This window comes from Pseudoalteromonas espejiana DSM 9414 (assembly GCF_002221525.1).
GTDB classification, from domain to species: domain Bacteria; phylum Pseudomonadota; class Gammaproteobacteria; order Enterobacterales; family Alteromonadaceae; genus Pseudoalteromonas; species Pseudoalteromonas espejiana.
In genome coordinates this window covers 1,764,815-1,789,689 of record NZ_CP011028.1, presented here as the reverse complement: position 1 = coordinate 1,789,689, position 24,875 = coordinate 1,764,815, and the positions used below count along the sequence as shown (strand labels likewise).

Below are 24,875 nucleotides of genomic sequence, written 5' to 3'. Positions count from 1 at the left end.
GCAACGCACTTTATGAGCTAATTAACTTAGTATTATGCCGGAACACTCTGGCTTGTTAGGACAACATAAGAGGTATTCATGAGCGAAAATCATGACAAGTATAGTATTGATAATACGGACTACACCGTAGGTCAAGATAACGTACAAAAATGGGGGTTTGATATTCATAATCCCGTTTTTGGTATTAGTGCCGGTTTGATTGTCATCTTTTTAGTCGCTATTTTAGTTTCAGATGCGCAAACAGCTAAAGCAACCCTTGATGGTATTAAGCTAGATATAATAAATAATTTTGATGCGTTTTTTATGTGGGCAGCAAACTTCTTTGTTATTTTTTGTCTTGCATTAATTGTATCTCCTTACGGTAATATTCGTTTAGGTGGCGACGATGCCAAACCATCTCATTCACGTATGTCGTGGCTTGCAATGTTATTTGCTGCAGGTATGGGAATTGGTTTAATGTTTTGGGGTGTAGCAGAGCCCGTAGCTTACTTTACGGGTTGGTATGAAACTCCACTAAATGTAGCTGCCAATACGCCAGAGGCTGCAAAAGTAGCAATGGGTGCCACTATGTTCCATTGGGGTTTACACCCTTGGGCTATTTATGCGGTCGTGGCGCTATCTTTAGCATTTTTTACTTACAATAAAGGTTTACCTTTATCTATTCGTTCAATTTTTTACCCACTGCTTGGCGACAGAGCATGGGGCTGGCCTGGTCATATTATTGATATTCTTGCCGTTCTTGCGACTTTATTTGGCCTTGCTACTTCACTAGGTTTAGGTGCACAACAAGCCTCTGCAGGTATTAACCATGTATTTGGTACTGAAGGCGGTGTAGGTGCACAGTTACTGGTAATTATAGGTGTAACCCTACTGGCAATTATCTCTGTAGTACGCGGGATAGACGGCGGTGTAAAAGTACTTAGTAATGTAAACATGCTAATTGCTTTTGCCTTACTCCTATTTGTTGGCTTAGTTGGTTTTGCTGTGGCAATTGGCAATGTACCAAATACAGTGATGGGCTATGTTGAAAATATTATTCCACTTAGTAACCCTCATGGTCGTGAAGACGAAACGTGGATGCACGGTTGGACTGTATTTTACTGGGCATGGTGGATCTCGTGGTCACCATTTGTAGGTATGTTTATCGCACGTGTATCGCGTGGTCGTACAATTAGAGAGTTTTTAATTGCTGTGTTGTTAATACCAACAGCTGTGACTATTTTATGGATGTCTATTTACGGCGGCATTGCGATAGATCAAGTTGTTCAAGGTGTTGGTAGCTTAGGCGTAAATGGCTTAACTGATGTACCAATGGCGATGTTCCAAATGCTAGACGAATTACCTATGTCGAGTGTGCTTTCGTTCCTTGCTGTGGTTTTAGTATTAGTGTTTTTCATTACCTCTTCTGATTCGGGTTCATTAGTTATCGACTCAATCACAGCAGGCGGTAAAGTGGATGCGCCAGTACCACAACGTATCTTTTGGGCTACAGTTGAAGGCTCTATTGCTGCTGCACTTTTATGGATTGGCGGTACAGAGGCAATACAAGCGCTGCAAGCGGGTGCGGTATCAACCGGTCTTCCGTTTACAGCTGTACTATTATTAATGTGTGTAAGTTTGCTTTTAGGCTTACGTACAGAGCCTCGTGCAGGTAAATAATACAGTGTAGTAATACATTTAAATAAAAATGCCGCATTTATTGCGGCATTTTTTTAAGCTTTTTATATTTATTAACTAAGTAGTTCAAACAGCGGCGTATCTTCACGATAATGATACTGCATTTGCGCTATGAGCAACTCAGCCGTTGCCAGTGCATCGGTTAGCGCATTATGGTTATGATAAGCTGGCAATGAATACCGTGCGCGGCAATCAGTCAACCTAAGCGAACCAACCTTTTGATTAAACAAACGCCCTATTAAGCCTTGGCGAGCTCTTAATGCGCGTTGCTCTAATTCCATGGTATCTACTAGTGCAAATTGAATACCTTCATTAATACGTGCAAGTAACGCATTATTTAAAAAGTGACGTTCAATGGCCGCATAATGTACCACCACTACTTTACCGCTTAATGCATTAAGTAAAGGTGCTAATTTAGAGGTTAAATCGGGGGCATCATCAACCTCAGAATGAGTAATACCATGAATTACAATTGACTCTTCGCTTAAGCTTTTACGAGGCTGAACCACCCAATGTTTAGCATGTTTACAGTACACCCTTTGCATAGAAAACGGTACAAGCCCAACACTCACTATATCGTCAACCTCACTATTTAGACCGGTCGTTTCAAAATCAAGCGCAACAAACTCAACAGCCTTAATTGGGGTATTCGTGTTGCCGTAAGCCTGAGTATAAAACGCTTTTAAATGCTCATTTTTAGCATCATGCGCCAGTGCTTTATAATGCGACTGCCAATCAAAGGTTGATTGCTTTTCCATGATTTACTTAACACCTACATTGGCTGAATAACTAAATTTTAAAAAGCTTTGTGCTTTTTCTAAAATAGCAAAAGCCTCTTTTAAATTACGCTGTTCAAACGGTGACAATAAATGCGGGTCAATATCGTTATCAGGCTCTTCGCCCTGCTCTATTTGCCAAGCCTGATGACGAATTCGCATCATTGCAATGTATTCTAAAGAATCGCGTAAATCTTGTGCTTTACCCTCAGGCAGCAAGCGAGCGTCAATAATATCTTCAAGGCGCTCAAACGAATTTTGCTTTCGTGAGCCCATAGCCAATGCGTGCACTCTAATTACATCTGAAAGAGGCGCTGTACCGCGGCGCTTAAGGTTCATAGAGCGCTTATGTTGGCCGTTATGCTCCAATACAAAACCTTTAAAAAAGCCAAGGGGCGGTGTACGATTTCTGGCATTAGCAGCCATATTGGCTAAAAACACACGGTTTTGTTTACTTTGTTTTGCTATAAACACTTTAAGCTCGTCGGCCCATTTTGTTTTGCCCCACACGCCATCTAAATCAAAAAAAATGGAGCTGTTAAGTAACGCTTGTGGTTTTGGTTGCGCTATCCAATCAGAGAATTGATCAAACCACTGCGAGCGGGTTTTACGCCACTTTTTGAAAGACGCCATAATTTCGCCCGTACAATATGTATATCCACATTGCGCAAGGCCATCACAAACAAAATCAGAAATATTTTGAAAGTAATCGTTGTGCTTATCGTCATCGTAACTGTCATCTAAAATAAGCGCGTTATCTTGATCGGTTACAATTAGCTGCTCATCGCGTGCCATTGAGCCAAGAGCTATAAAACAATACGGTACAGGTGGCGGGCCAAACTTTTCTTCAGCTAAGACCAATAAACGTTGCTTAAATGTGCGCCCTATTACGGCCATTGCAGTGCCGACCATATGCGAATTTGCATCTTCGTTTACCATACGTACAAAAACATTGGGTAATTGGCGCGCATAGTGTGCTAAATCTTCGATTGTTTGTTGCGCTAATATTCCACGGACTAACAATAAGCTACTTTGTGACTCATAGCGTAAAATATCAGAGAGCGATATAACCCCTATAGGTCGGCGTTTTTGTACCACAGGTAAATGATGCAAATTATCACGTAGCATGGCAAGTACAGCCTCAAATACGTACGAGTTTGAATCTAACAGCACTAAGTTGGTAGACATAATTTGATTAGCAGTTACATCAAGCCCAAGCCCTTGAGCAACCACTTTGGTACGTATATCTCGGTCAGTTATTATGCCTACAATTTGCCCATCGTCTTCTTCGGGGTCATCGCTTATAGGCTTATCTAAATCGGTTACTAGCACAGACGAAACCGCTTCTTCGGTCATCATTTTAGCTACATCTTGCACGGTTGTTTGTGTGTTTACCGTTACAACATCGCGGTGAATAAGCGATTTAACTTTTGCCGTTGTTAAATCGTTACTATCTGCTTGCTCTACTAAGGCTTGGCGTAATCGCACGTTACCATCGGCTTCAAAGTAATCGGCAAAGCCGTCAAATTCATCGCAATAGCGATTAAATAATTCAAAATTTATACAATAAACCAACGTATCTTCGAGCGCTTTTGCAGGAAAACGCACTTTTCGGTTCATCAACAAACCCATTTGGCCAAAAATACCCCCTACATCTAGGCGGTTATAAAGCTCACTATTACGACGATAAATTTCGACCGAGCCGCTACGAATAATAAATAAGTCGGCAATATCTTGGCCTAATGTAAGAATATCAGTTTGAGAGCGGTAATAAGCCACCTCAACCTGCTGGGCAAGCTCGTTTAAGGCGTTGGTAGGTAAATCATCAAATGGCGGGTGCTGCGCTAAAAACTGCGCTATTTCAACTTGTTCAGCTTGCATTGGAATTCCTTGTGGCCACACAATAAGGCATGTATATGCTTAAGTGGCTATCTTAACAAACAAAGGTAGCCAAGCAAGATTAAACTCAAGCCCACTACACTTTTAAACTAAAAGTGTAGTGGCTAGCTTTTATTATGCACTTTAAGTTAGCTTTTCAAGCTCTTGTTCTAGCTCTTTAGACTCATCACCTCGAGGAGTTGTAAAACGTGCTAAACCTAAATAAATTACAGGCGTAAGGTAAAGCGTAAATAACACAGCCAGTGCAAGCCCACCAAATACCACCCAGCCAATTGCATTACGTGCTTCAGCACCTGCCCCAGTAGACATAATTAATGGCAGCGCACCTAACAAGGTTGATATTAGGGTCATGGTGATTGGTCTTAAACGCACTAATGCCGCCTGCTCTACTGCTTTTCTAACCGTTAAGCCTTGATCTCTTAATTGGTCTGCAAATTCAACCAGTAGTATGGCGTTTTTAGCGATTAAGCCAATAAGCATAACTAGGCCAATTTGAGAATATATATTTAACGATGTTCCCGTTAAATAAAGCGCTAAAATTGCAGAAGTAATCCCAAAAGGGACGGTTATCATAACGACTACAGCGCTGTTTACATTTTCAAATTGCGCAGCCAACACTAAAAATACAATTAAAAAAGCCAGTACATAAGTTACAAGTACTTCGCTAGATGTTTCTTCATAGGTCAATGCTTCCCCTTTAAACGCAAGGGCGATACCAGGCGCTAGCGATTGCTCAGACACTTGCTTAATTTGCTCAACCAACGATGCAATCGTTAATCCATCTGGTAGCTCCATACTGAGCTCAATAGAGCGGCGTTGGGCGTGGCGCTCGAGTTCAGCTGCAACCCCTTCTTCAGAAATATAAGCCACGCTACTTAATGGCACTAAGCTGTTATTGCCAGCTCTTATGTATAAATTAGCCAAATCGCTCGGATCGTTTATTGTTTGATTTTGCGCTTGCAACATTATAGGAACGGACTGATCGCCTATGTTTAAATCTTCAATATCGTCGCCGTTTATGGCAGCCCTTAGTGTAATTGCAATGTCGCTGAGCGCAACGCCAAGTTCTTGTGCGCGTCGTCGGTCTATATTTACTCTAAGCTGAGGTTGTGAAGGTTGATACGAAATACGCACTGGGGCAACTTCAGGTACTGCTTTTTCAAGAGCTGTAGAGAACTGCTGAGCTGCTTTAAATATTTGCAGGTAGTCTTGCCCTAGTAAGGCAATTTCAACACCACCGCCTTGACCTCGTAAGTTTAAGCTATTGGCTCCACCTGGGTACGCTGGTGCACCTGGAATATTACCCAAAGGCTCGCGAATTTTATTAATTATTTCTTGTTGAGTAAAATGCCGCTCGTCCCAATGTTTTAGTGGCACAGTAATAAATACAATGTTTGGATCCCATTGGCCAACTACGGTATAAATTGATTCAATTTCGCCGCTATCAACAAAAGGCAGTAAAATATCTTCCATTTTTATGGCTTGTCTATCCATAAAATTAAGCCCTACACCATCAGGCCCGCGCGCAAATATACGTATTTTTCCGCGATCTTCACTCGGTAATAGTTCGTTATCTAGGCTTGTATATAATGCACCCGAACCAGCTGCAACTAATAAACATGCAACAAACGTAAGCCATGCATGATCAAGCACCTTGTGAATTGATTTTGTATAAATTCCGCCAAGCCAGTGACCTAGTTTTGCAAATGGGTGAAAGCCACCCTGCTTTAACTTTAATTTAGAGGTAAGTGCAGGCACTAAAGATAGCGCTACAAAGCTAGATATAATTACAGCACCTGCAAGTACACCACCAAACTCTCTAAATAATCGCCCAGCGGTTGAAGGTAAAAATGCAATAGGAATAAATACAGCAGCCAGCACGGCTGTAGTTGCTACTACTGCAAAAAACACTTCTCGTGTGCCTATTACCGCAGCTGCACGCCGACCTAATCCTAAGCCTCGTTGTCGCTGAATGTTTTCGCTTACTACAATGGCGTCATCAACAATTAAACCAGTAGCGAGTACAAGGGCGAGTAAGGTTAAAATATTAATCGAAAACCCGAGTGCCCAAATAAGTGCGAGCGAGCCAATTAAGGCCACCGGAATTGCAAATGCAGGTACGAGTGTAGCGCGCCATGAGCCAATAAAAACCCACAGTGTTATCACTACTAACAGTACAGTTAGCAATAAAGAGTAAATTACCTCATCAACTGAGCTTCGTATAAACTGTGCATCATCAGAGGTAAGCGTAAATTCCATTTCAGGAAAGCGTGTTTGCATGCTGTTGATGAGCTTTAATACCTCATCAGATATCTCTATTGTATTTGATTGTGCTTGGCGAATTATTTCCATGCCTATAACAGGTTTACCATTAAGCCTAACCATAGAGCGAGGATCGGCAGGGCCAAAATAAACGGCTGCAATATCGCTAATACGGGTGTCGCCTTGTATTATTATATCGCCCACTTGCTCAGGGGTGATTGATGTAGCATCGGCTCGGACAATTATTTGCTGATCGTTTGCCTTTAAACTCCCTGCTGGTACATCAAATGGGGCTTGGCTAAGTACTTGTGCAACATCTGGAATAGTTAAATTAAAGCTGCTCAGTTTAAGCGGGTCGATTCGTACTCTTAATACTCGCTCTCTATCACCGTTTAAACGTACATCAGCAACCCCAGGAATAGTTAAAAATTGTGGGGCTAAGTCAACATCAACTCGCTCGGTAAGTGCTTCAAGCGATAAACTATCACTAGCGACAGTTAGCGATACAACGGCTTCTGCATCGTTATCAGCTTTTATTATTGATACGCGCTCAACTTCTTCAGGGAGCTCACGTTGAACACGCGCTACCGACTCACGCGTTTCGTTTGCGGCATCATCTAAATTAATACCCGGTCTAAACTCAACAACAATCCGCGAGTTGCCTTCTTCACTTTGCGCACGGATAGATTTAACACCACTTACGCGCGCTACTGCGCCTTCTAATTTGCTGGTTACTTCGGTGTCTACTGTTTCTGGGGAGCCACCTGGAAATGGAGCTGAAACGGTAATACGCGGCCTATCTACATCGGGGAGCTCTCTAACCTCAACCCCTGCAATAGCTGCAATGCCGGCAATAATAATAAGTAAGTTAAGTACCACAATAAGTACTGGGCGGCGAATCGCCATTGATGGTAAGTCTTGCATCATAGGTTGCTGTTTCATACCTACTCCTGCGTATCTGCTGCATTGAAGCTTAGCGCTTGCTGAGTACGCAAGCGCTGTACGCCTTCAATAACTAAAATATCATCTTTATTTAAAGGCCCAGATACTAATAATCGCCCTGAAAGACGCTGCTCTATTTTTACATCAACACGTGTGGCTTTGTTATCAACACTTGTCCACACATACGGCCCTGTTGCTCCCCACAATAATGCAGCTTCTGGTATTGCGGCATAATTATCACCTAACATTTCAATATGAACTCTAAAACTCATACCCGGTAAAAACTGCTGGTTGGCGTTATTTAGCTTTGCTTTTACACGCAGGGTACGTGTTTGAGGGTCGATTCTTGAATCTAGGTACGCAATTTCGGCGTTAATTGGCTTTTCTGACTGCCACGGAAATACTGTTATATTGCTTTTATTACGAAGCATAGATATGGCTGACTCTGGCGCGTTAAAGTTAATGTACAAGTCGCTCGTATCATCAATACTCGCTATAGCCGTTTGCTCAGAGATTCTATCGCCAACTTCTACATCAGTAAGGCCCATAATACCGTTTAATGGTGCAATGACTTTTCTATCCTCAAGCTCAGTTTGAGCCTGAGTCAAAGTAACTTTTGCAAGTTCAACAATGGTTTTAGCATCATCAACGTCACTTTTTGGCACAGCCCCTTTTGCTTGGCTTTGTTGTAATCGCTCTAGTATTCGTTGGGTATCGGCAAGTTTAATTTTAGCTTCATCAAGTGCAGCTTTTTGCCTACGTGAATCAAGTTCGAGTAAGGTGTCGCCTTTTTTTACTTTATCGCCGGGTTTAAAATGTACAGCGGTTACTCTATCAGCAACTGCTGGGTATAACATAACTGAATGAATAGCCTCAGTATTACCAACAGCTTGAACTTGTTGCTTAGCACGCTCTAGCGTTATTTTTTGTACCACAACATTGGCACTTACTGCTGGTAAGGTTACAAATGATAAGACAGTAAACATGCTGATTAATAAAATTCGCGATTTCAAAGTAACACCCTAATTAATTATTATTTTCATTACCGTACGAAGTTTAACAGCTGTTTGATCAATAAGTAGGTTACAACGATAAAATAACAAAACAATAAGATGAATATTATGCATAAAGTAGCAGAATAAAGTTATGAGCCAGCCAAAACAAAAAAGCCCAGCAAAAGCTGGGCTTATAAAACTATATATGAATATTATTTACCGCGCTGGGCATCCTTTTGCGCTTTTTTAGCCTCTTTGCGTTGCTGTAAAACAGCTTGGGCTTCATTACCAATGTGCCCTTCTCCACGGGCTTGAGCGAGCTCTATTTGCTTTTGACGCTCAGCAAAACGAGCGCGTTGCTCATCAGTCACATCATCAATACAATGATGACACGATACACCTTCCATGTACTCTGGTTTTTGCTTTTCTTCTTCAGTGATTGGCATACGACACGCATGACACTGATCGTATGAACCTTTTTGTAAATCATGATTTACCGCTACACGGTTATCAAATACAAAACACTCGCCTTCCCACATAGTTTCTTCTTTTGGTACTTCTTCTAGGTATTTTAAAATACCACCTTCTAAGTGGTAAACCTCATCGAAGCCTTGCTCTTTCATGTAGGCAGTTGATTTTTCGCAGCGAATACCACCGGTACAAAACATAGCCACTTTTTTGTGTTTTTCAGGGTCTAAGTTTTCTTTAGCCCACTGCGGGAACTCGCGGAAAGTTTTAGTGTTAGGGTCGACTGCATTTTGAAATGTCCCAATTTCTATTTCGTAATCGTTACGTGTATCAATAAGGATAACTTCAGGGTCAGATATAAGTGCGTTCCATTCATTAGGCTTAACATAACTACCTACCACTTTAAGTGGGTCAACACCTTCAACACCCATGGTAACAATTTCGTTTTTAAGCTTTACTTTTGTACGGTAAAACGGGCATTCGTCATCGTATGACTCTTTAGTAACGATGTTTTTAAGGTTATCTTGAGTGTCTAACCACGCGAGTAAGTTATCTATACCTTCGCGTTTTGCCGATACAGTACCGTTAATACCTTCAGCTGCAAGTAATAAAGTACCACGTACTTCGTTTGCTTCCATTACTTCTAAAAGCGGTTTACGCAGCGCTTCAAAATTGGGTAAGCCTACAAACTTGTACATTGCACACACTACAAAGTGCTCGTTTGTTACATTATCTTTATGAACAGCAGTCATTTTTGTTTCCTATTTTGCTTTGATAGCCTTAAGTGGCGTTTACCGAATCGTAAATCCGGCGCATATGGGACGCGTATTTTACGCTTTTTATAATTAATTGCAAAAAATAGCGCTATAGATTGGTTTTTACTGTCGGCATAACCCCTGTGTAAGCTATAATGCGGCCATTAATTTAAGTTGCACATTGGAGAACACGACTTTGCACTTTACTGATCTTGGGATTGATACACGCCTTGAAACACAATTAGCACATCAAGGGATCACCCAGCCCACAGATATTCAAGCACATGCAGTGCCTACCGCACTTGCAGGGCATGACATTTTTGCTCAGTCTAAAACTGGGTCGGGCAAAACATTAGCGTTTTTGTTACCTGCTGTTCAGCGAGTTATGAAACAAAAAGCGCTCAGTAAACGCGATCCTCGTGTACTTATCGTTGCGCCAACTCGTGAGCTTGCAACGCAAGTATTTACTCAGTTGCGCTTATTAATTGCGGGCACAAACATTAAAGCCGTAAAAATTTTAGGCGGTGAAAACTTTAACGATCAAATTAAAGCACTGCGTAACGACCCGCACTTTGTTGTTGCAACACCCGGGCGTTTGGCCGATCACATCACAAAGCGCTCATTACAATTAAGTGGTTTAGAGCTGTTAATTTTTGATGAAGCTGACCGTATCCTAGATTTAGGTTTTACTGAACAACTTAAAATGATTAATGAGCAAGCAAATCACCGTTTGCGCCAAACATTATTGTTTTCGGCAACACTTGATCATGCACAAGTAGATGCACTTTCACGCAACTTATTAAAAAAACCAAAACAGATTACGCTTAGCGCAGCAAACGAGCAGCACAGTGATATTAAACAAACTCTTTATTTAGCTGATCACCTTGATCATAAAGAAGCGCTACTTGAACACTTTTTAAAGCAAGACGATGTTGGCCAATGTATTATTTTTACTGCAACACGAGCCGATACCAGCCGTTTAAGTGAAGCTTTAAATGACAAAGGATTTAAATCAGTCGCGCTCGCTGGCGATTTAACACAAAGTAAACGCCTTGAGATCATGGACTCGTTTAGCCGTGAAAACTTTAAAATACTTATTACGACCGATGTCGCTTCACGCGGCTTAGATTTATTAAGTGTTACGCACGTAATCAACTTTGATTTACCAAAACACGCAGAAGAATATGTACACCGTATAGGGCGTACAGGCCGCGCAGGTTTTAAAGGTAATGCATTATCACTTGTGGGCCCTAAAGACTGGGCAAGCTATTTAGCTATAAAATCGTTTTTGAACGATGAGCTGGTATTTGCAAGTGTTGAAGGTTTAAAAGCTAAATTTAAAGGTATTAAAGAGAAAAAACCTGTTGCTGCAACTGTAAAAACTAAAAAAGTAACGCAGGTTAAAAAGCCACACGTTAAACGCAAAGTCAAACCTAAAAAACCACTGGCACCAATTAAAGCCCCTATGAATATTGATGGCGATTCACCAATGCGCCGCAAAAAAAAGCCTGAGCAGGAATAATTATGAGTTACCTAGGAACAACACAAACCCTATTTGTAAAAGAAGTTAGCAACGAAGGTGCTTACCTTGATGGCCATGATTTAGGTGAAGTGTTTTTACCAAAACAAGAAATAAAAGATGAGCTTGAAGCTGGCGACAGTATCAGTGTTTTCATTTTTTTAGATAATGCTAATTTACCAACGGCAACAGTTAAAAAACCACATGCTCAAGTGGGTGAATACGCCCTACTTCGTGTAAAAGAAATCAATAGCATAGGTGCGTTTTTAGATTGGGGCTTAGAAAAAGATGTATTAGCACCATTCAATGAACAAAAACCACGCATGCAAGAAGGTCACTCTTACCTTGTACGCTTATACTTAGACAACGCAAGCCAACGTATTTGTGCTTCTAGTAACTTTAACCGCTTTATATCAAAAGAAGAACCAAACTACGCATCGCTTCAAGAAGTTGATTTAATTGTTGCTGGTAAAACCGATATTGGCTACAAAGTGTTAATTGAAGAATCTCACTTTGGTGTTGTATTTTACAACATGGTATTTAAAAGCTTATTTGTAGGTCAAAAACTTAAAGGTTATGTTCAAAAAGTACGTGAAGATGGTAAAATTGACGTTGTACTTGAAAAGCCTGGCATGGGTAAAGTAAGTGAGCTTAGTGAAAAGATTTTAGAGAAACTCAAACAAGAGGGTGGAATACTTGCCATTGGTGATAAGTCAGATCCTGAGCTTATAAAAAAGGTTTTCTCTACGAGTAAAGCGAATTATAAAAAAGCAATTGGCGGTTTATTTAAGCAAGGCTTAATAGATATTGAAGCAAAATCCATTCGTTTAAGATAATCCGTTTTAAAGCGCTAGCAAAACGTTAGCGCTTTAATTTACTAGTTAACTTAGCCTAAAATATGTTTATAAGGCAAAGTGCACTCTGTGTACTGCTTTGAATAGTCAAGTATTTCTGCTTTAGTCTCTAGGCTAAGCGGCGCTAATCTAAACACCTTCCCTTCACACTCATTTTGTTTTTTATCGTGGTTTGTAATGCACTCAGAGGTAGTTACATTTTGACTCGTCAAACGAGCTTCATTTTTATAACATAAGTGGTGAGCATAGCCGTGCATAGTTTTTTTAAATTCAAATAAATCTACAGGGTAATTAGCAACTACGTCGGTAACCGCGGTAACGCCATCATATGCTTTGCTAGAAAAGACATATTTATTTACTGAAAATCCTGCAACAACAATTAAAACAGATCCAAAAATTAACTTCAAAACAAACCCCTAACTGCTTTCTTAGTACTAATGTAGCATAAAAATGTGTACAGAAAAGGGTTTTGGCACTAAATAGCTGCTTTTTGTTAATTTATTTTAATGATAAATTAACATCGCTTAAAGTTTGTACTGGATCTGATGATTGAGTAATGGGTCTACCAATCACAAGGTAATCACTGCCAGCTTCTACTGCCTGCTTAGGCGTCATAATTCGCTTTTGATCGCCAACATCACTCCCCTCAGGACGAATACCTGGAGTGACTAGCTTAAAGCTACTTCCAAGCTCGGCTTTTAATGCACTGGCTTCTTGTGCAGAGCACACTACACCATCTAAGCCTGCTTCTTTAGCTAGTTTAGCTAAATGAATAACTTGGTCTTGAGCAGATTTATCTATACCCAAACGTTTAAGCTCTGCCTCGTCCATGCTCGTTAACACTGTAACTGCAATTAATAGCGGCGCGTTATCACCAAATTTTTCTAGTGCGAGCTTTGCTTTATTCATCATTTCAAAGCCGCCAGAGGCATGGACATTAACCATCCATACACCCATGTTTGCTGCAGCTGTTACAGCCTTTGCAACCGTATTTGGAATATCATGAAATTTTAGGTCTAAAAAAACATCAAACCCTAAATCAATTAACTCTTTTACAAATGACGGTCCAAAGTACGTAAACATTTCTTTGCCTACTTTTAAACGACACATATCTGGCGAGAGTTTTTTTACAAAATTAAGCGCTGCGTCTTGTGAGTCGTAATCTAAAGCGATAAGAATTTTTTTTGAGTTTTCTAAAGACATAACTATCCTAGTGAATGGCAGTAAAGTTATTAATAGTTGGGGGTTATTAAAATCCGTCTAAGCCTCTGCTTGGTACAATGGTTTCCCAGTGTTTACAAGATGGGCAGTTCCAATAAATTGTGTGGCTTGTAAAGCCACAGTGTTGGCATTGAAAGTCTGGTTTTGTAGCAATATAAGAAGTGACTAATTTATCAATTTCATTGAGTACTTCTTTTGTATTTTGATTTTTGTCACCCATGAGCTGAAGTAAAAAGCTAAAACCACGAATAGTTGGCTGACGTTTTAAACTGTCAGTTAAAAAATCAAATGCTTGTTTTGTATGTCCTTGCTCTAACAATGCTTGGCAATGTTTTATTTTTATTAACACGCCGCCTTTATCAAGTAAGTCACATAATAAATCATGAAATTGGTGTGTTAAGTTTAATTGTTTATAACTGTGTGCCAGTTGATCAATAAATAGTGGCGCAAATAAGGTAAACTGACAAACAAGCTCCCGCCAATAGTAAATAGCTTTTACATAATCTTCGCTTGTGTAAGCCGACAAACCAAGTTCATATAAAGGGCGCACGGCTTTATAATTTAAACTAATTGCTTTTTGCATAAGCTGCGGATTATTTTCGCTTAAGGCAGACTCACAGTAAAAGTTTGCTATTGCTTTAAAATGTTGCTCTTTAACAAATAATTCGCTGTGGGCTTCAAACATATTAATGCCCTTTTCCCATTCTCTGGTTTGCGAATATAAAGTAATAATTGGGTCAAGCGCTTCACTATGCCCGGCTTTTACAAGCCAAACTAAATGTTCTTCAGCACCATCTAAAAGTCCAGCCATAATGTAATCTTCGGCTAATTCTAAGCGACTAGCGGCTGCTTGCTGTTCATTTAAACCGGGGTGTTTTAAAAGCAGTTCATGAATTTTAATAGCACGGTCAAGCTCGCCTCTACGGCGAAACATAGTAGCAAGTGTGGAATAATGGTCTACTGAATCGGCTGCCACTTCTAATAAATTTATTAAATGTTCTAAGCCTTGGTCTTCTTCGCGGTCGAGTAAAAACTTTAAGCCTTTACTGTATTCTGAGGTAATTTGACGATTAAGTTGATGAGCTTGGTTTTTAGCACTATTTTTGCCCATAATCCAGCCATAACCGGCAGCAACGGGCAGTAGTAAAAACAAAAGCTCAATCATGGTTAGGTGTCTTTATTAGCAATAAGCTTATTATTATTTTTTTCTGGCGATAATTGTTTTTTTAAGCGGTAATTTTGCCACTTTAATTTTGAAAACAATTTAAAGCTAATAAAACAACCAATTATAACACCGAGTATAAAGCAGATACTTATAATTACAGCTAAAGGCAATGTATTACTGGCAATAATGTAATTAATTTGTACTAATTGTGGGTTTTGTGAACCCAATAAAAATGCGCTAAAAAGGCATAGTACAACCAGAATAATTTTTAATACCTTAAACAAGTAACTACTCCAACTAGTTAACTAGGCAATGCTCTCATTTACGCGGTCGCGTAACTCTTTGCCTGGTTTAAAATGAGGTACATGCTTACCATCAAGCTCTACTGTATCGCCAGTCTTAGGATTACGACCTGTGCGAGGAGCGCGGTAATGCAAAGAGAAACTACCAAAACCCCTGATCTCAATACGATCTGAAGTAGATAATGAGCCGGCCATTTGTTCAAGAATTTCTTTTACTGCATTTTCAACATCTTTCACTGGTACGTGTGCGTGCTGTTCGGCAAGTGTTTCTATCAGTTCTGACTTAGTCATAGCGTTTCCTTAAAGAGAATAGTGGAAGGGCAAAACTGCCCTTCCAATTAAAAACTAATTAATAATTAGTCTTTTTGTGCATTTGCGAAAGCAGCTGCCATTGCGTTTTCAAACACTGGCTCTTCTTTCTTAAGCTTCTCTAGTACTTCTTTCTCTTCTGCTTCGAAAAGAGCTTTAACAGATAAGCTTAAAGTGCGGTTCTTACGATCAACACCAACGTATTTAGCTTCGATTTCGTCGCCAACAGAAGCAACAGTAGTTGCATCTTCAACGCGCTCTTGAGCGATATCAGCTACACGGATGTAACCTTCAACGCCTTCGATAAGCTCAACAGTTGCGCCTTTCGCATCAACTTCAGTCACTTTACCTTTAACAATAGCACCTTTTTTGTTTGCATCAAGGTAGTTATTGAACGGGTCAGCTTCGATTTGCTTAACACCTAGAGAGATACGTTCACGCTCTGGGTCAACTTGCAATACGATAGCAGTGATTTCGTCGCCTTTCTTGAATTCACGAACAGCTTCTTCGCCAGGCGTGTTCCAAGAAATGTCTGAAAGGTGTACAAGACCATCAATACCACCGTCAAGACCGATAAAGATACCGAAGTCAGTGATTGATTTGATCTTACCAGTAACTTGGTCGCCTTTGTTTTGTAGACGAGCAAATTCCTGCCAAGGATTAGCAATACATTGCTTAAGACCAAGAGAAATACGACGACGTTCTTCGTCGATTTCAAGAACCATAACTTCAACGTTGTCGCCAAGGCTTACAACTTTAGAAGGGTGGATGTTCTTGTTAGTCCAATCCATTTCAGAAACGTGTACTAAACCTTCAACGCCTTCTTCGATTTCTACGAAGCAACCGTAATCAGTAAGGTTAGTTACACGGCCAGAAAGTTTAGAACCTTCTGGGTAACGACCAGCGATAGCTGCCCATGGATCTTCGCCAAGCTGTTTAAGACCTAGAGATACACGAGTTTTATCTTTGTCGAATTTAAGAACTTTAACTGCGATTTCGTCGCCAACATTAACGATCTCTGAAGGGTGCTTAACACGCTTCCAAGCCATATCTGTAATGTGTAGTAGACCATCAACACCACCAAGGTCAACGAATGCACCGTAGTCAGTAAGGTTCTTAACGATACCTTTAACTTCTTGGCCTTCAACAAGGTTAGCAAGAAGCTCTTCACGTTCTTGTGAGTTTTCTGATTCGATAACTGCACGACGTGAAACAACAACGTTGTTACGTTTTTGGTCAAGCTTGATTACTTTAAATTCAAGCTCTTTGCCTTCAAGGTGAGTTGTGTCACGTACTGGACGAACATCAACAAGTGAACCAGGTAGGAAAGCACGGATTGAATCAACTTCAACTGTGAAACCGCCTTTAACTTTACCGTTGATAACACCAGTAACAGTCTCTTGCTCTTCACATGCTTTCTCAAGACGGATCCACGCTTCGTGACGCTTCGCTTTCTCACGAGAAAGGATAGTTTCACCGAAACCGTCTTCAATTGCATCTAGTGCAACATCTACTTCGTCGCCTACAGCAACTTCTAGTTCACCAGCAGCATTTTTGAACTGCTCTGCAGGGATAGCACTTTCTGATTTAAGACCAGCATCTACAAGTACAATGTTGTTCTCGATTGAGATTACTGTACCTTTAACAATAGAGCCTTGCTCTGCTTCAAAACCCTTTAAGCTTTCTTCAAATAACTGCGCAAAATTTTCTGACATACGAATATACGTCTCATATATTAATACCAATAAGCAACCATGCTGCATGGGGTTGTTAAAATAGCACTGGCATCCTGCTGGCGCATAAAATGTGTTTAGCTTCGTTTAGGAAGCTTACCTTCTGAGATGGCAATATCGACTAAAGTTATAACTTTATCAAACACTTGCTGAGCATTAAGCTCACTAGTGTCTATTTCAATTGCATCATCAGCAGGAACAAGCGGCGCAACCGCACGATTCATATCGCGCTCATCACGGGCTTGAATGTCCTGTAATAGACCACTTAGTGTAACATCATGACCGCGCTCATTCAACTCAACAAAGCGCCTACGAGCACGTTCTTCTGCACTAGCGGTTAAATATATTTTTAACGGCGCATCTTGAAATACCACAGTGCCCATATCTCTGCCATCGGCAATTAAGCCGTTTTCTGTGCGAAATGCACGTTGGCGACGTAATAATGCTTCACGAACGCGAGGTAAAGCAGCCACTTTTGAGGCAGCTGCCCCCACTTCTTCATTACGAATAGTGGTTGTTACGTCTTCGCCTTCTAAAATAACTTTTCCTGCATTAGTTTGGCTATCTACCAAAAACTGCACATCTAAATTTGCAGCAAGCGGGACAAGCGCTTCTTCATTGTCTAATGCTATTTGGTGATGAAGTGCGGCAAGGGATAATACACGGTAAATTGCGCCGCTATCCAATACATCCCATCCCAATTTGTCGGCTAACAAGCGACAAACAGTTCCTTTACCTGAACCACTTGGGCCATCAACGGTGATCACGGGCATTAATAACGCCTGCATTTAAAACCTCCTGCAATGCACACCTAAATAAAACCGCGATATTATACGTCACTTCTGCAAATAGATCCGCTTTAGTGTGTAACTTTTTATAATTATTTATAAAAAGCCTATTCGCTCACTGATGCTAAAACCTTGAAAAAGGTTGGAAAAGTTTTATATGTGCACTTAGGATCGTTAATCGTAATAGGCTTTCCACCTACCGCTACCATTGAAAAACACATAGCAATACGGTGATCGTCATAGGTATCAATAGCAACATCATTAAATGTTCTTGGTGGGGTAATTTCTATAAAATCATCACCTTCAACAACTTCAGCACCGACTTTACGAAGCTCTGTAGCCATTGCATATAAACGGTCAGTTTCTTTAACGCGCCAGTTATAAATATTACGAATAGCGGTTGGGCCTTTGGCAAATAAAGCAACAGTTGCAAGCGTCATTGCCGCATCAGGAATTGCGTTAGCGTCTATGTCTACGCCATTTAATTCGCCTTTGCTAACAACTAAACGCTCATCATACCATTGTATTTTAGCGCCAACTTGTTCCATTACTTTTGCAAAACCAATATCACCTTGAACTGATTTAGCGCCTACCCCTTTTATTTCAATTTCACCACCGGCAATTGCCGCAGCGGCCACAAAATAAGACGCTGATGATGCATCACCTTCAACCATTATACGCTCAAGTGATTGGTACTGTTGGCCACCTTTTACTTTAAATGTTGTGTAATGGTTATGTTCAACACTCACACCAAAGCGCGCCATTACATCAAGCGTAATATCAATATAAGGCTTAGACACTAACGTGCCTTTAATCGTTATTTGTGTATCGCCACTAAATAATGGGGCGGCCATTAATAATGCGGTTAAAAACTGACTCGATATACTGCCGTCAATTTCAACTTCGCCGCCATTAATTTGCCCACCGACAATTTTAAGTGGTGGATAATCTTTGTGTTTAGTGTAGGTAATATCACCGCCAAGTGCTTGCAGAGCATCAACCAAATGCCCTATTGGGCGCTCTTCCATGCGTGGCTCACCCACTAGCTCATACTCGCCTGAAACAGCTGCTAGAACCGCTGTTAAAGGGCGATATGCAGTACCCGCATTGCCTAAAAACAACGGCTCACTAGGTGTTTTAAAAACACCGCCTACGCCTTGCACTGTTGCCACGGTACGCTCGTCATTAAGTGTTACATTTACACCTAAAAGCTTTAAAGCGCCCAACATGTGACGAATATCATCACTGTCTAATAAATTTTCAACAACCGTTGTGCCATTGGCAAGGGCTGCTAAAAGTAAAATACGGTTTGATAGGCTTTTTGAGCCAGGTAATGTCACTGTACCATTTACACGAGAAATGGGCGCTAATTTAAGTTGTTCCATTAGCTGTTCTCCTTAGCAAAGGCTGCCATAAAATCAACAAGGGCTTGTACACCTTCAAGAGGCATTGCATTGTAAATACTTGCACGCATGCCCCCTACTATTCTGTGGCCCTCTAGTGCTAGTAAGCCTGCGTCTTTAGATTGCGTAACGAACTTGTCATTCAAGCTTTCATCATTCAGCCAAAACGGTACATTCATTCGTGAACGGCAATGCTTAGCTACTTTGTTTGTATAAAAAGGCGATTCATCAATAAAGTCATAAAGTAGCTGCGCTTTTGCGATATTTTGCGCTTCCATGGCTTTAACACCCCCATTTTGCTCAAGCCATTCAAATACTTCAGCCGCTAAATACCAAGCAAAGGTAGGTGGCGTGTTAAACATACTGCCTTGTTTTGCTTCTAGTGCGTAATCTAAAATACCTGGCTTTGCTAACCCTTCGCGCTCAAGTAATGTTTTACGAACAATAACGATAGCAATACCTGAAGGGCCAATATTTTTTTGTGCACCAGCGTAAATTAAATCAAATTTATTTACGTCAATTTCACGCGACAAAATAGTCGACGACATATCAGCAATAATTGGTGCGTTTGGGTGGCTAGGCACATCAAAAATCTCAAGCCCATCTACGGTTTCATTTGGGCAGTAATGAATATATGAGGCATCTGCTGGTAATTCCCAATCAGTTACATGCTTTATAGAAAACTGACCTTCTGAGTCATTTCTTACATTGATTGATTGTGTTTGAGTAAATTTATTAGCTTCGTCGGTTGCGCTTTTTGACCACACACCGTTTTCACAATAAACAGCATTTTTGCCATTTTGGTGTAAGTTTAAAGGCACCGCACTAAATTGACCGCGGCCACCACCGTGCATAAATAACACTTCAAACTCGTCGCTAATATTCATTAAACGGCGCAGGCTTGCTTCACATTTAGCTGTAAGTGCTAAAAAATCTTTACTACGGTGACTTATCTCCATCACCGATACGCCTAAGTCTTGCCAATCTAAGAATTCTTTTTGTGCTTTTTTCATAACCGCTTGCGGAAGCATAGCTGGTCCCGCACAAAAATTATATTTACTCATTACCTTTGCCTCATTCCAGTAATTTAATCTTTCTTGCAATACAAAAAAGTATTATTAGTTTTTTTCAACATGATTAAAAAAAGCGGCCTTAGCCGCTTTTTCAATCTCAGTTATTCAGAAGGTGGATTATCATCCGTTGCTTCTTCATTCACTGTATCAACCGTTTCAACGTCTTCAATATCAATCAAGTCACTATCAGTCACTTCAATCTCTTCGATACGTTGTAAACCAACTACTTGCTCTTCGTCAATAGTTCTGATCAAAATAACACCTTGGGTGTTACGTCCAACCGTAGAAACTTCATTAACGCGAGTACGTACTAAGGTACCACGGTTTGAAATAATCATTATTTCGTCGTTGTCGTCAACTTGTACAGCACCTACTACAGCACCGTTACGCTCACTCACCTTAATCGATACAACACCTTGTGTTGCACGGCTCTTAGATGGGTAATCTTCAAGTTGTGTACGTTTACCGTAACCATTTTCAGTAACAGTTAAAATAGCCCCGTCAGTTTTTGGTACGATTAACGATACTACACGTTGATCATCGGCCATTTTAATACCGCGAACACCGGTAGCAGTACGACCCATAGGACGAACGCCTTTGAAGCGAATCTCAGGGTTGCCTTGCTCATCAAGCACTGGGTTGCCGTTTTCATCAACAACTGCTGACTCTTCAGCTTCTTTAAAGCGTACAACTTTACCGGCATCAGTAAACAACATAATTTCGTTGCTACCATCGGTAATATCAACACCAATTAGGCTATCGCCTTCATTTAGGTTAACAGCAATAATACCGCTTGCACGTTGACGGCTATAAGCAGTCAGTGGTGTTTTCTTCACTGTACCAAATGCTGTAGCCATAAAGATGTATTTATCTTCTTCGTACTCGCGTACAGGTAAAATAGCAGTAATACGCTCATCATCTTCAAGCGGTAGTAAGTTAACAATTGGCTTACCACGCGCGGCACGACTTGCAAGTGGTAACTGGTATACTTTAAGCCAATATAAACGCCCTGCTGTAGAGAAACACAAAATGGTATCGTGGGTATTAGCAACGAGTAGACGCTCGATGAAATCTTCATCTTTCATCTTCGTTGCTGATTTACCTTTACCACCACGACGCTGCGCTTCGTAGTCAGACAATGCCTGATACTTAACGTAACCTTCGTGAGAAAGCGTAACTACTACGTCTTCTTCGTTGATTAAATCTTCAAGACTAATATCGTGTGCTGCGGCATTAATTTCTGTACGACGCTCATCACCATATTGCTCTTTAATTTCAACTAGCTCATCACGAATAACTTCCATTAAACGCTCTGGGCTACCTAAGATGTGTAATAGCTCAGCTATTAAATCTAACAGTGATTGGTACTCTGTTAAGATTTTTTCATGCTCAAGGCCAGTTAATTTATGTAAACGTAAATCAAGAATCGCTTGTGCTTGTTGCTCAGATATATAGTACTGACCATCGCGAATACCAAGGTCACTTGCTAGCCAATCAGGACGCGCTACGTTGTCTTCGCCTGCTTTTTCAAGCATCGCTTTTACGTTACCTAGCTCCCATGGACGCGCTGTTAAAGCAACTTTAGCCTCAGCAGGTGTAGGCGACTTACGAATAAGCTCAATAATTGGGTCAATGTTGGCAAGCGCAATCGCTAAACCTTCAAGGGTGTGAGCACGGTCACGGGCTTTACGTAGGTCAAATACAGTGCGGCGAGTAACCACTTCACGGCGGTGAATAACAAACTCTTCAAGCATTTCTTTTAGGTTGAAACACTTAGGTTGGTTATTAATTAATGCAACCATATTCATACCAAACACAGTTTGTAACTGGGTTTGTGAATATAAGTTGTTTAATATTACTTCGCCTACGTCACCACGTTTGATCTCGATAACGATACGCATACCGTCTTTATCTGATTCATCACGTAGTGCACTGATCCCTTCGATTTTTTTATCTTTTACAAGCTCTGCAATTTTTTCAATTAAGCGCGCTTTGTTAACTTGATAAGGGATTTCGTGAACAATTATGGTTTCGCGGCCTGTTTTTTCATCGGTTTCGATGTCGGCGCGTGCACGCATGTACACTTTGCCACGGCCAGTTAAATAGGCATCTTCAATGCCTTTTTTACCATTAATGATTGCTGCTGTTGGGAAATCAGGACCCGGAATATAATCCATTAACTCATGAATAGTTAAATCAGGGTTTTGAATAAGCGCTAAACAACCATTAACCACTTCAGTTAAGTTATGAGGTGGGATATTAGTAGCCATACCTACCGCAATACCAGAAGAACCATTCACTAATAAATTAGGAACCTTCGTTGGTAGTACGTCAGGGATTTGCTCTGTGCCATCGTAGTTAGGAACGAAATCAACCGTTTCTTTTTCAAGATCGGCTAATAACTCATGCGACATTTTTGCCATACGTACTTCTGTATAACGCATTGCCGCTGCTGAATCACCATCAACCGAACCGAAGTTACCTTGGCCATCTACAAGCATATAACGTAGTGAGAATGGCTGAGCCATACGAACTATTGTGTCATAAACTGCACTGTCGCCGTGTGGGTGGTATTTACCGATTACGTCACCGACCACACGGGCCGATTTTTTGTAAGGTTTATTCCAGTCATTACTAAGCTCGTTCATTGCAAACAAAACGCGGCGGTGAACAGGTTTTAAACCATCACGTACGTCTGGTAGTGCACGTCCTACAATTACGCTCATTGCGTAATCAAGGTAGGAGTTTTTTAACTCGTCTTCGATATTGACTGGCAGAATTTCATTGGCGAGATCAGTCATTTGATATCACATTCCTTCAGTATCAGCTCTTAGCAACCCGGTATTAGGCGCCAAGAGTATTTGTTATTATTTCTAAGCGACCATGCTATCACAATTAATTTAGATTTACAGGCGCAAAACTTTGCGATTTATCAATTTAGCCCTATATAATGGCCTCAGATTGACGAGGAAGTATTTTATGACCGAACATCAAAATGTAGATAACGCAGAAATAGCAAAATTTGAAGCCATCGCAGAGCGTTGGTGGGATCAAGATGGAGAATTTAAACCTCTTCACGAAATTAACCCGTTACGATTGGACTTTGTGGCCAACAAAACACAAGGGCTTTTTGACAAAGAAACCCTCGATGTAGGCTGTGGTGGCGGTATACTCAGCGAAAGCATGGCGCGTATGGGTGCACGTGTTACAGGTATAGATATGGGCCAAGAGCCATTAACTGTAGCCAAATTGCATAGCCTTGAGACCGGCGTGAATGTAGATTATATAAAAGTACCCGCAGAAGAGTTTGCAACGCAGCACCCAGCACGCTTTGATGTAATTACTTGCATGGAAATGTTAGAGCACGTGCCCGACCCTGCCTCTATTATTCATGCGGTAGCTGAGCTTGCAAAACCCGGGGCTGATGTGTTTTTTTCAACACTTAATAAAACCCCTAAAGCGTACTTATACGCCATTGTTGGCGCAGAAAAACTGTTAAAAATGGTTCCCGAGGGCACTCATGACCATAAAAAGTTTATAAAACCTGCGCAATTAATTGCTTGGGCTGAACAAGCAGGATTAAAAGTACGCGCAAGTGCAGGCCTTTCTTATAACCCGCTTTCAAAGCAATATGCGCTTAATACCGATGTAAGTGTTAATTACATTCTACATTTTCAGAAGCTAGCGTAATGGACCATTTAAACTCACCCTTAACACCTTTTGAGTACGACGCTTTTTTATTTGATTTAGACGGCACCTTGCTTGATACCGCTGACGATTTAGGTGCAGCACTTAATGCTGTACTTAAAAGCCAAGGCATTGCCCGCGTTAGTCCTGATGAATACCGTAAAGCAGCATCTAATGGTGCCGGCGCATTACTTGAACTGGGCTTTAAAGAACAATGGGCCACTCAACCGCAAACAGAGCGAATTAAACAGCTAGTTGATTATTACAGCCAAAATATAGCAAAACACACACGCTGTTTTGATGGTGTAGAGCCTTTATTAATTGCGCTTGAAAACCAAAATATAAAATGGGGAATAATGACCAACAAACCCGGCTTTTTAACCGATCCTTTAGTGGCAGCGATCCCTGCGTTAAAAAATGCCAGTGTTATTATAAGTGGTGATACGCTAACAGAAGCAAAGCCCTCCCCCATGCCCTTATTACACTGCGCAAAACTAATGGATGTTGCGCCTAGTCGTTGTTTATACATAGGTGATGCACAACGAGATATAGAAGCAGGGAAAGCGGCGGGTATGCAAACCGCTACTGCACTTTGGGGCTATATACCGAGCCTTGACGATGCGCTTGGTTGGGATGCAAGTTTTAACTGGCAAAGTCCAATTGACGGTTTTAACCATATATAGTGCTATGTTAATTAATAAACACTATATATTGTGATTGTGTTAGTTTTTACGCAAAGCTTGATGATAAAAAAAGCAGTCGAAATTTATTTTCAAATTGCGTAAATTTAGCTGATCATTAGTTGATTTTTACATATTTCAACTTAAATGATTGTTCGAGGGTGAGTGTCTACTAACACAATTGCGTTATCCCAAAGTTATCCACAAATAGGGGCAATTATGTCCCTTGCAAAACAACTCAGACCACACTATCTTGTGATCTCTAAATTGAACAACACCAGATATTGTGGCCAAATGTTATTCAATTAAATTCGCCAACACGGTGAAACTTATAATAAATGAATACGTACCTTGCTATTGCGAGGTA

At 40.7% G+C, this 24,875-nt stretch carries 20 protein-coding genes; 5 read left to right on the top strand and 15 right to left on the bottom strand.

Annotated elements, in window-relative coordinates; all coding sequences use genetic code 11:
* Positions 1 to 78 precede the first annotated feature (78 nt).
* Positions 79 to 1,659, top strand: coding sequence for a BCCT family transporter (locus PESP_RS08210; RefSeq protein ID WP_089347595.1), 1,581 nt, complete (start codon positions 79 to 81; stop codon positions 1,657 to 1,659).
* Between the two features lie 71 nt (positions 1,660 to 1,730).
* On the opposite strand, the gene PESP_RS08205 is transcribed toward PESP_RS08210, so the two are convergent.
* The 5 genes from PESP_RS08205 to trhO form a co-directional block, all read right to left on the bottom strand.
* Complete coding sequence (locus PESP_RS08205) at positions 1,731 to 2,435, bottom strand: 3'-5' exonuclease (RefSeq protein ID WP_089347594.1); 705 nt, start codon at positions 2,433 to 2,435, stop codon at positions 1,731 to 1,733.
* A 3-nt stretch (positions 2,436 to 2,438) separates the two neighbouring features.
* Entirely contained in the window at positions 2,439 to 4,334 is a 1,896-nt protein-coding gene (locus tag PESP_RS08200) for a DUF294 nucleotidyltransferase-like domain-containing protein (protein ID WP_089347593.1), read from the bottom strand.
* 141 nt (positions 4,335 to 4,475) lie between these two features.
* The gene (locus tag PESP_RS08195; RefSeq protein WP_089347592.1) at positions 4,476 to 7,556 is read right to left on the bottom strand and encodes an efflux RND transporter permease subunit; all 3,081 of its coding nucleotides are present in this window, start codon (positions 7,554 to 7,556) and stop codon (positions 4,476 to 4,478) included.
* A 2-nt stretch (positions 7,557 to 7,558) separates the two neighbouring features.
* Positions 7,559 to 8,569, bottom strand: coding sequence for an efflux RND transporter periplasmic adaptor subunit (locus tag PESP_RS08190; RefSeq protein ID WP_174694381.1), 1,011 nt, complete (start codon positions 8,567 to 8,569; stop codon positions 7,559 to 7,561).
* Between the two features lie 194 nt (positions 8,570 to 8,763).
* On the bottom strand, positions 8,764 to 9,771 hold the full coding sequence (gene trhO, locus PESP_RS08185) for an oxygen-dependent tRNA uridine(34) hydroxylase TrhO (protein ID WP_058549126.1): 1,008 nt from the start codon (positions 9,769 to 9,771) through the stop codon (positions 8,764 to 8,766).
* 199 nt (positions 9,772 to 9,970) lie between these two features.
* Between trhO and PESP_RS08180 the strand changes: the two genes are divergently transcribed.
* Together PESP_RS08180 and PESP_RS08175 are read left to right on the top strand one after the other, a co-directional pair.
* Positions 9,971 to 11,296 (top strand): DEAD/DEAH box helicase, encoded by a 1,326-nt coding sequence (locus tag PESP_RS08180; protein WP_089347590.1) that lies wholly within the window; start codon positions 9,971 to 9,973, stop codon positions 11,294 to 11,296.
* A 2-nt stretch (positions 11,297 to 11,298) separates the two neighbouring features.
* Complete coding sequence (locus PESP_RS08175) at positions 11,299 to 12,129, top strand: CvfB family protein (protein WP_089347589.1); 831 nt, start codon at positions 11,299 to 11,301, stop codon at positions 12,127 to 12,129.
* Positions 12,130 to 12,179: 50 nt separating this feature from the next.
* Here PESP_RS08175 and PESP_RS08170 read toward each other — a convergent pair whose 3' ends face one another.
* The 10 genes from PESP_RS08170 to gyrA all read right to left on the bottom strand — a co-directional run bounded on the left by PESP_RS08170 (position 12,180) and on the right by gyrA (position 22,942).
* Positions 12,180 to 12,554: a hypothetical protein gene (locus PESP_RS08170; RefSeq protein WP_089347588.1), complete on the bottom strand. Its 375-nt coding sequence runs from the start codon at positions 12,552 to 12,554 to the stop codon at positions 12,180 to 12,182.
* A gap of 91 nt (positions 12,555 to 12,645) precedes the next feature.
* The gene (pyrF, locus tag PESP_RS08165) at positions 12,646 to 13,350 is read right to left on the bottom strand and encodes an orotidine-5'-phosphate decarboxylase (RefSeq protein WP_089347587.1); all 705 of its coding nucleotides are present in this window, start codon (positions 13,348 to 13,350) and stop codon (positions 12,646 to 12,648) included.
* A gap of 46 nt (positions 13,351 to 13,396) precedes the next feature.
* On the bottom strand, positions 13,397 to 14,533 hold the full coding sequence (lapB, locus tag PESP_RS08160) for a lipopolysaccharide assembly protein LapB (protein WP_089347586.1): 1,137 nt from the start codon (positions 14,531 to 14,533) through the stop codon (positions 13,397 to 13,399).
* Positions 14,534 to 14,535: 2 nt separating this feature from the next.
* Positions 14,536 to 14,817 (bottom strand): lipopolysaccharide assembly protein LapA domain-containing protein, encoded by a 282-nt coding sequence (locus PESP_RS08155; protein ID WP_089347585.1) that lies wholly within the window; start codon positions 14,815 to 14,817, stop codon positions 14,536 to 14,538.
* Positions 14,818 to 14,838: 21 nt separating this feature from the next.
* On the bottom strand, positions 14,839 to 15,126 hold the full coding sequence (gene ihfB, locus PESP_RS08150; RefSeq protein WP_004587872.1) for an integration host factor subunit beta: 288 nt from the start codon (positions 15,124 to 15,126) through the stop codon (positions 14,839 to 14,841).
* A 65-nt stretch (positions 15,127 to 15,191) separates the two neighbouring features.
* Complete coding sequence (rpsA, locus tag PESP_RS08145; protein ID WP_089349126.1) at positions 15,192 to 16,859, bottom strand: 30S ribosomal protein S1; 1,668 nt, start codon at positions 16,857 to 16,859, stop codon at positions 15,192 to 15,194.
* 95 nt (positions 16,860 to 16,954) lie between these two features.
* Positions 16,955 to 17,665: a (d)CMP kinase gene (cmk, locus tag PESP_RS08140; protein ID WP_089347584.1), complete on the bottom strand. Its 711-nt coding sequence runs from the start codon at positions 17,663 to 17,665 to the stop codon at positions 16,955 to 16,957.
* Between the two features lie 107 nt (positions 17,666 to 17,772).
* Positions 17,773 to 19,050, bottom strand: coding sequence for a 3-phosphoshikimate 1-carboxyvinyltransferase (gene aroA / locus PESP_RS08135; protein WP_089347583.1), 1,278 nt, complete (start codon positions 19,048 to 19,050; stop codon positions 17,773 to 17,775).
* Entirely contained in the window at positions 19,050 to 20,132 is a 1,083-nt protein-coding gene (serC, locus tag PESP_RS08130) for a 3-phosphoserine/phosphohydroxythreonine transaminase (protein WP_089347582.1), read from the bottom strand. Before serC ends, aroA begins: the two co-directional genes overlap by 1 nt.
* 110 nt (positions 20,133 to 20,242) lie before the next feature.
* Complete coding sequence (gene gyrA / locus PESP_RS08125) at positions 20,243 to 22,942, bottom strand: DNA topoisomerase (ATP-hydrolyzing) subunit A (RefSeq protein WP_089347581.1); 2,700 nt, start codon at positions 22,940 to 22,942, stop codon at positions 20,243 to 20,245.
* Positions 22,943 to 23,120: 178 nt separating this feature from the next.
* Here gyrA and ubiG point away from each other — a divergent pair, with 178 nt between their 5' ends.
* Together ubiG and PESP_RS08115 are read left to right on the top strand one after the other, a co-directional pair.
* Entirely contained in the window at positions 23,121 to 23,831 is a 711-nt protein-coding gene (gene ubiG / locus PESP_RS08120; RefSeq protein ID WP_089347580.1) for a bifunctional 2-polyprenyl-6-hydroxyphenol methylase/3-demethylubiquinol 3-O-methyltransferase UbiG, read from the top strand.
* Positions 23,831 to 24,511 (top strand): HAD family hydrolase, encoded by a 681-nt coding sequence (locus tag PESP_RS08115; RefSeq protein WP_089347579.1) that lies wholly within the window; start codon positions 23,831 to 23,833, stop codon positions 24,509 to 24,511. Before ubiG ends, PESP_RS08115 begins: the two co-directional genes overlap by 1 nt.
* Positions 24,512 to 24,875 lie beyond the last annotated feature (364 nt).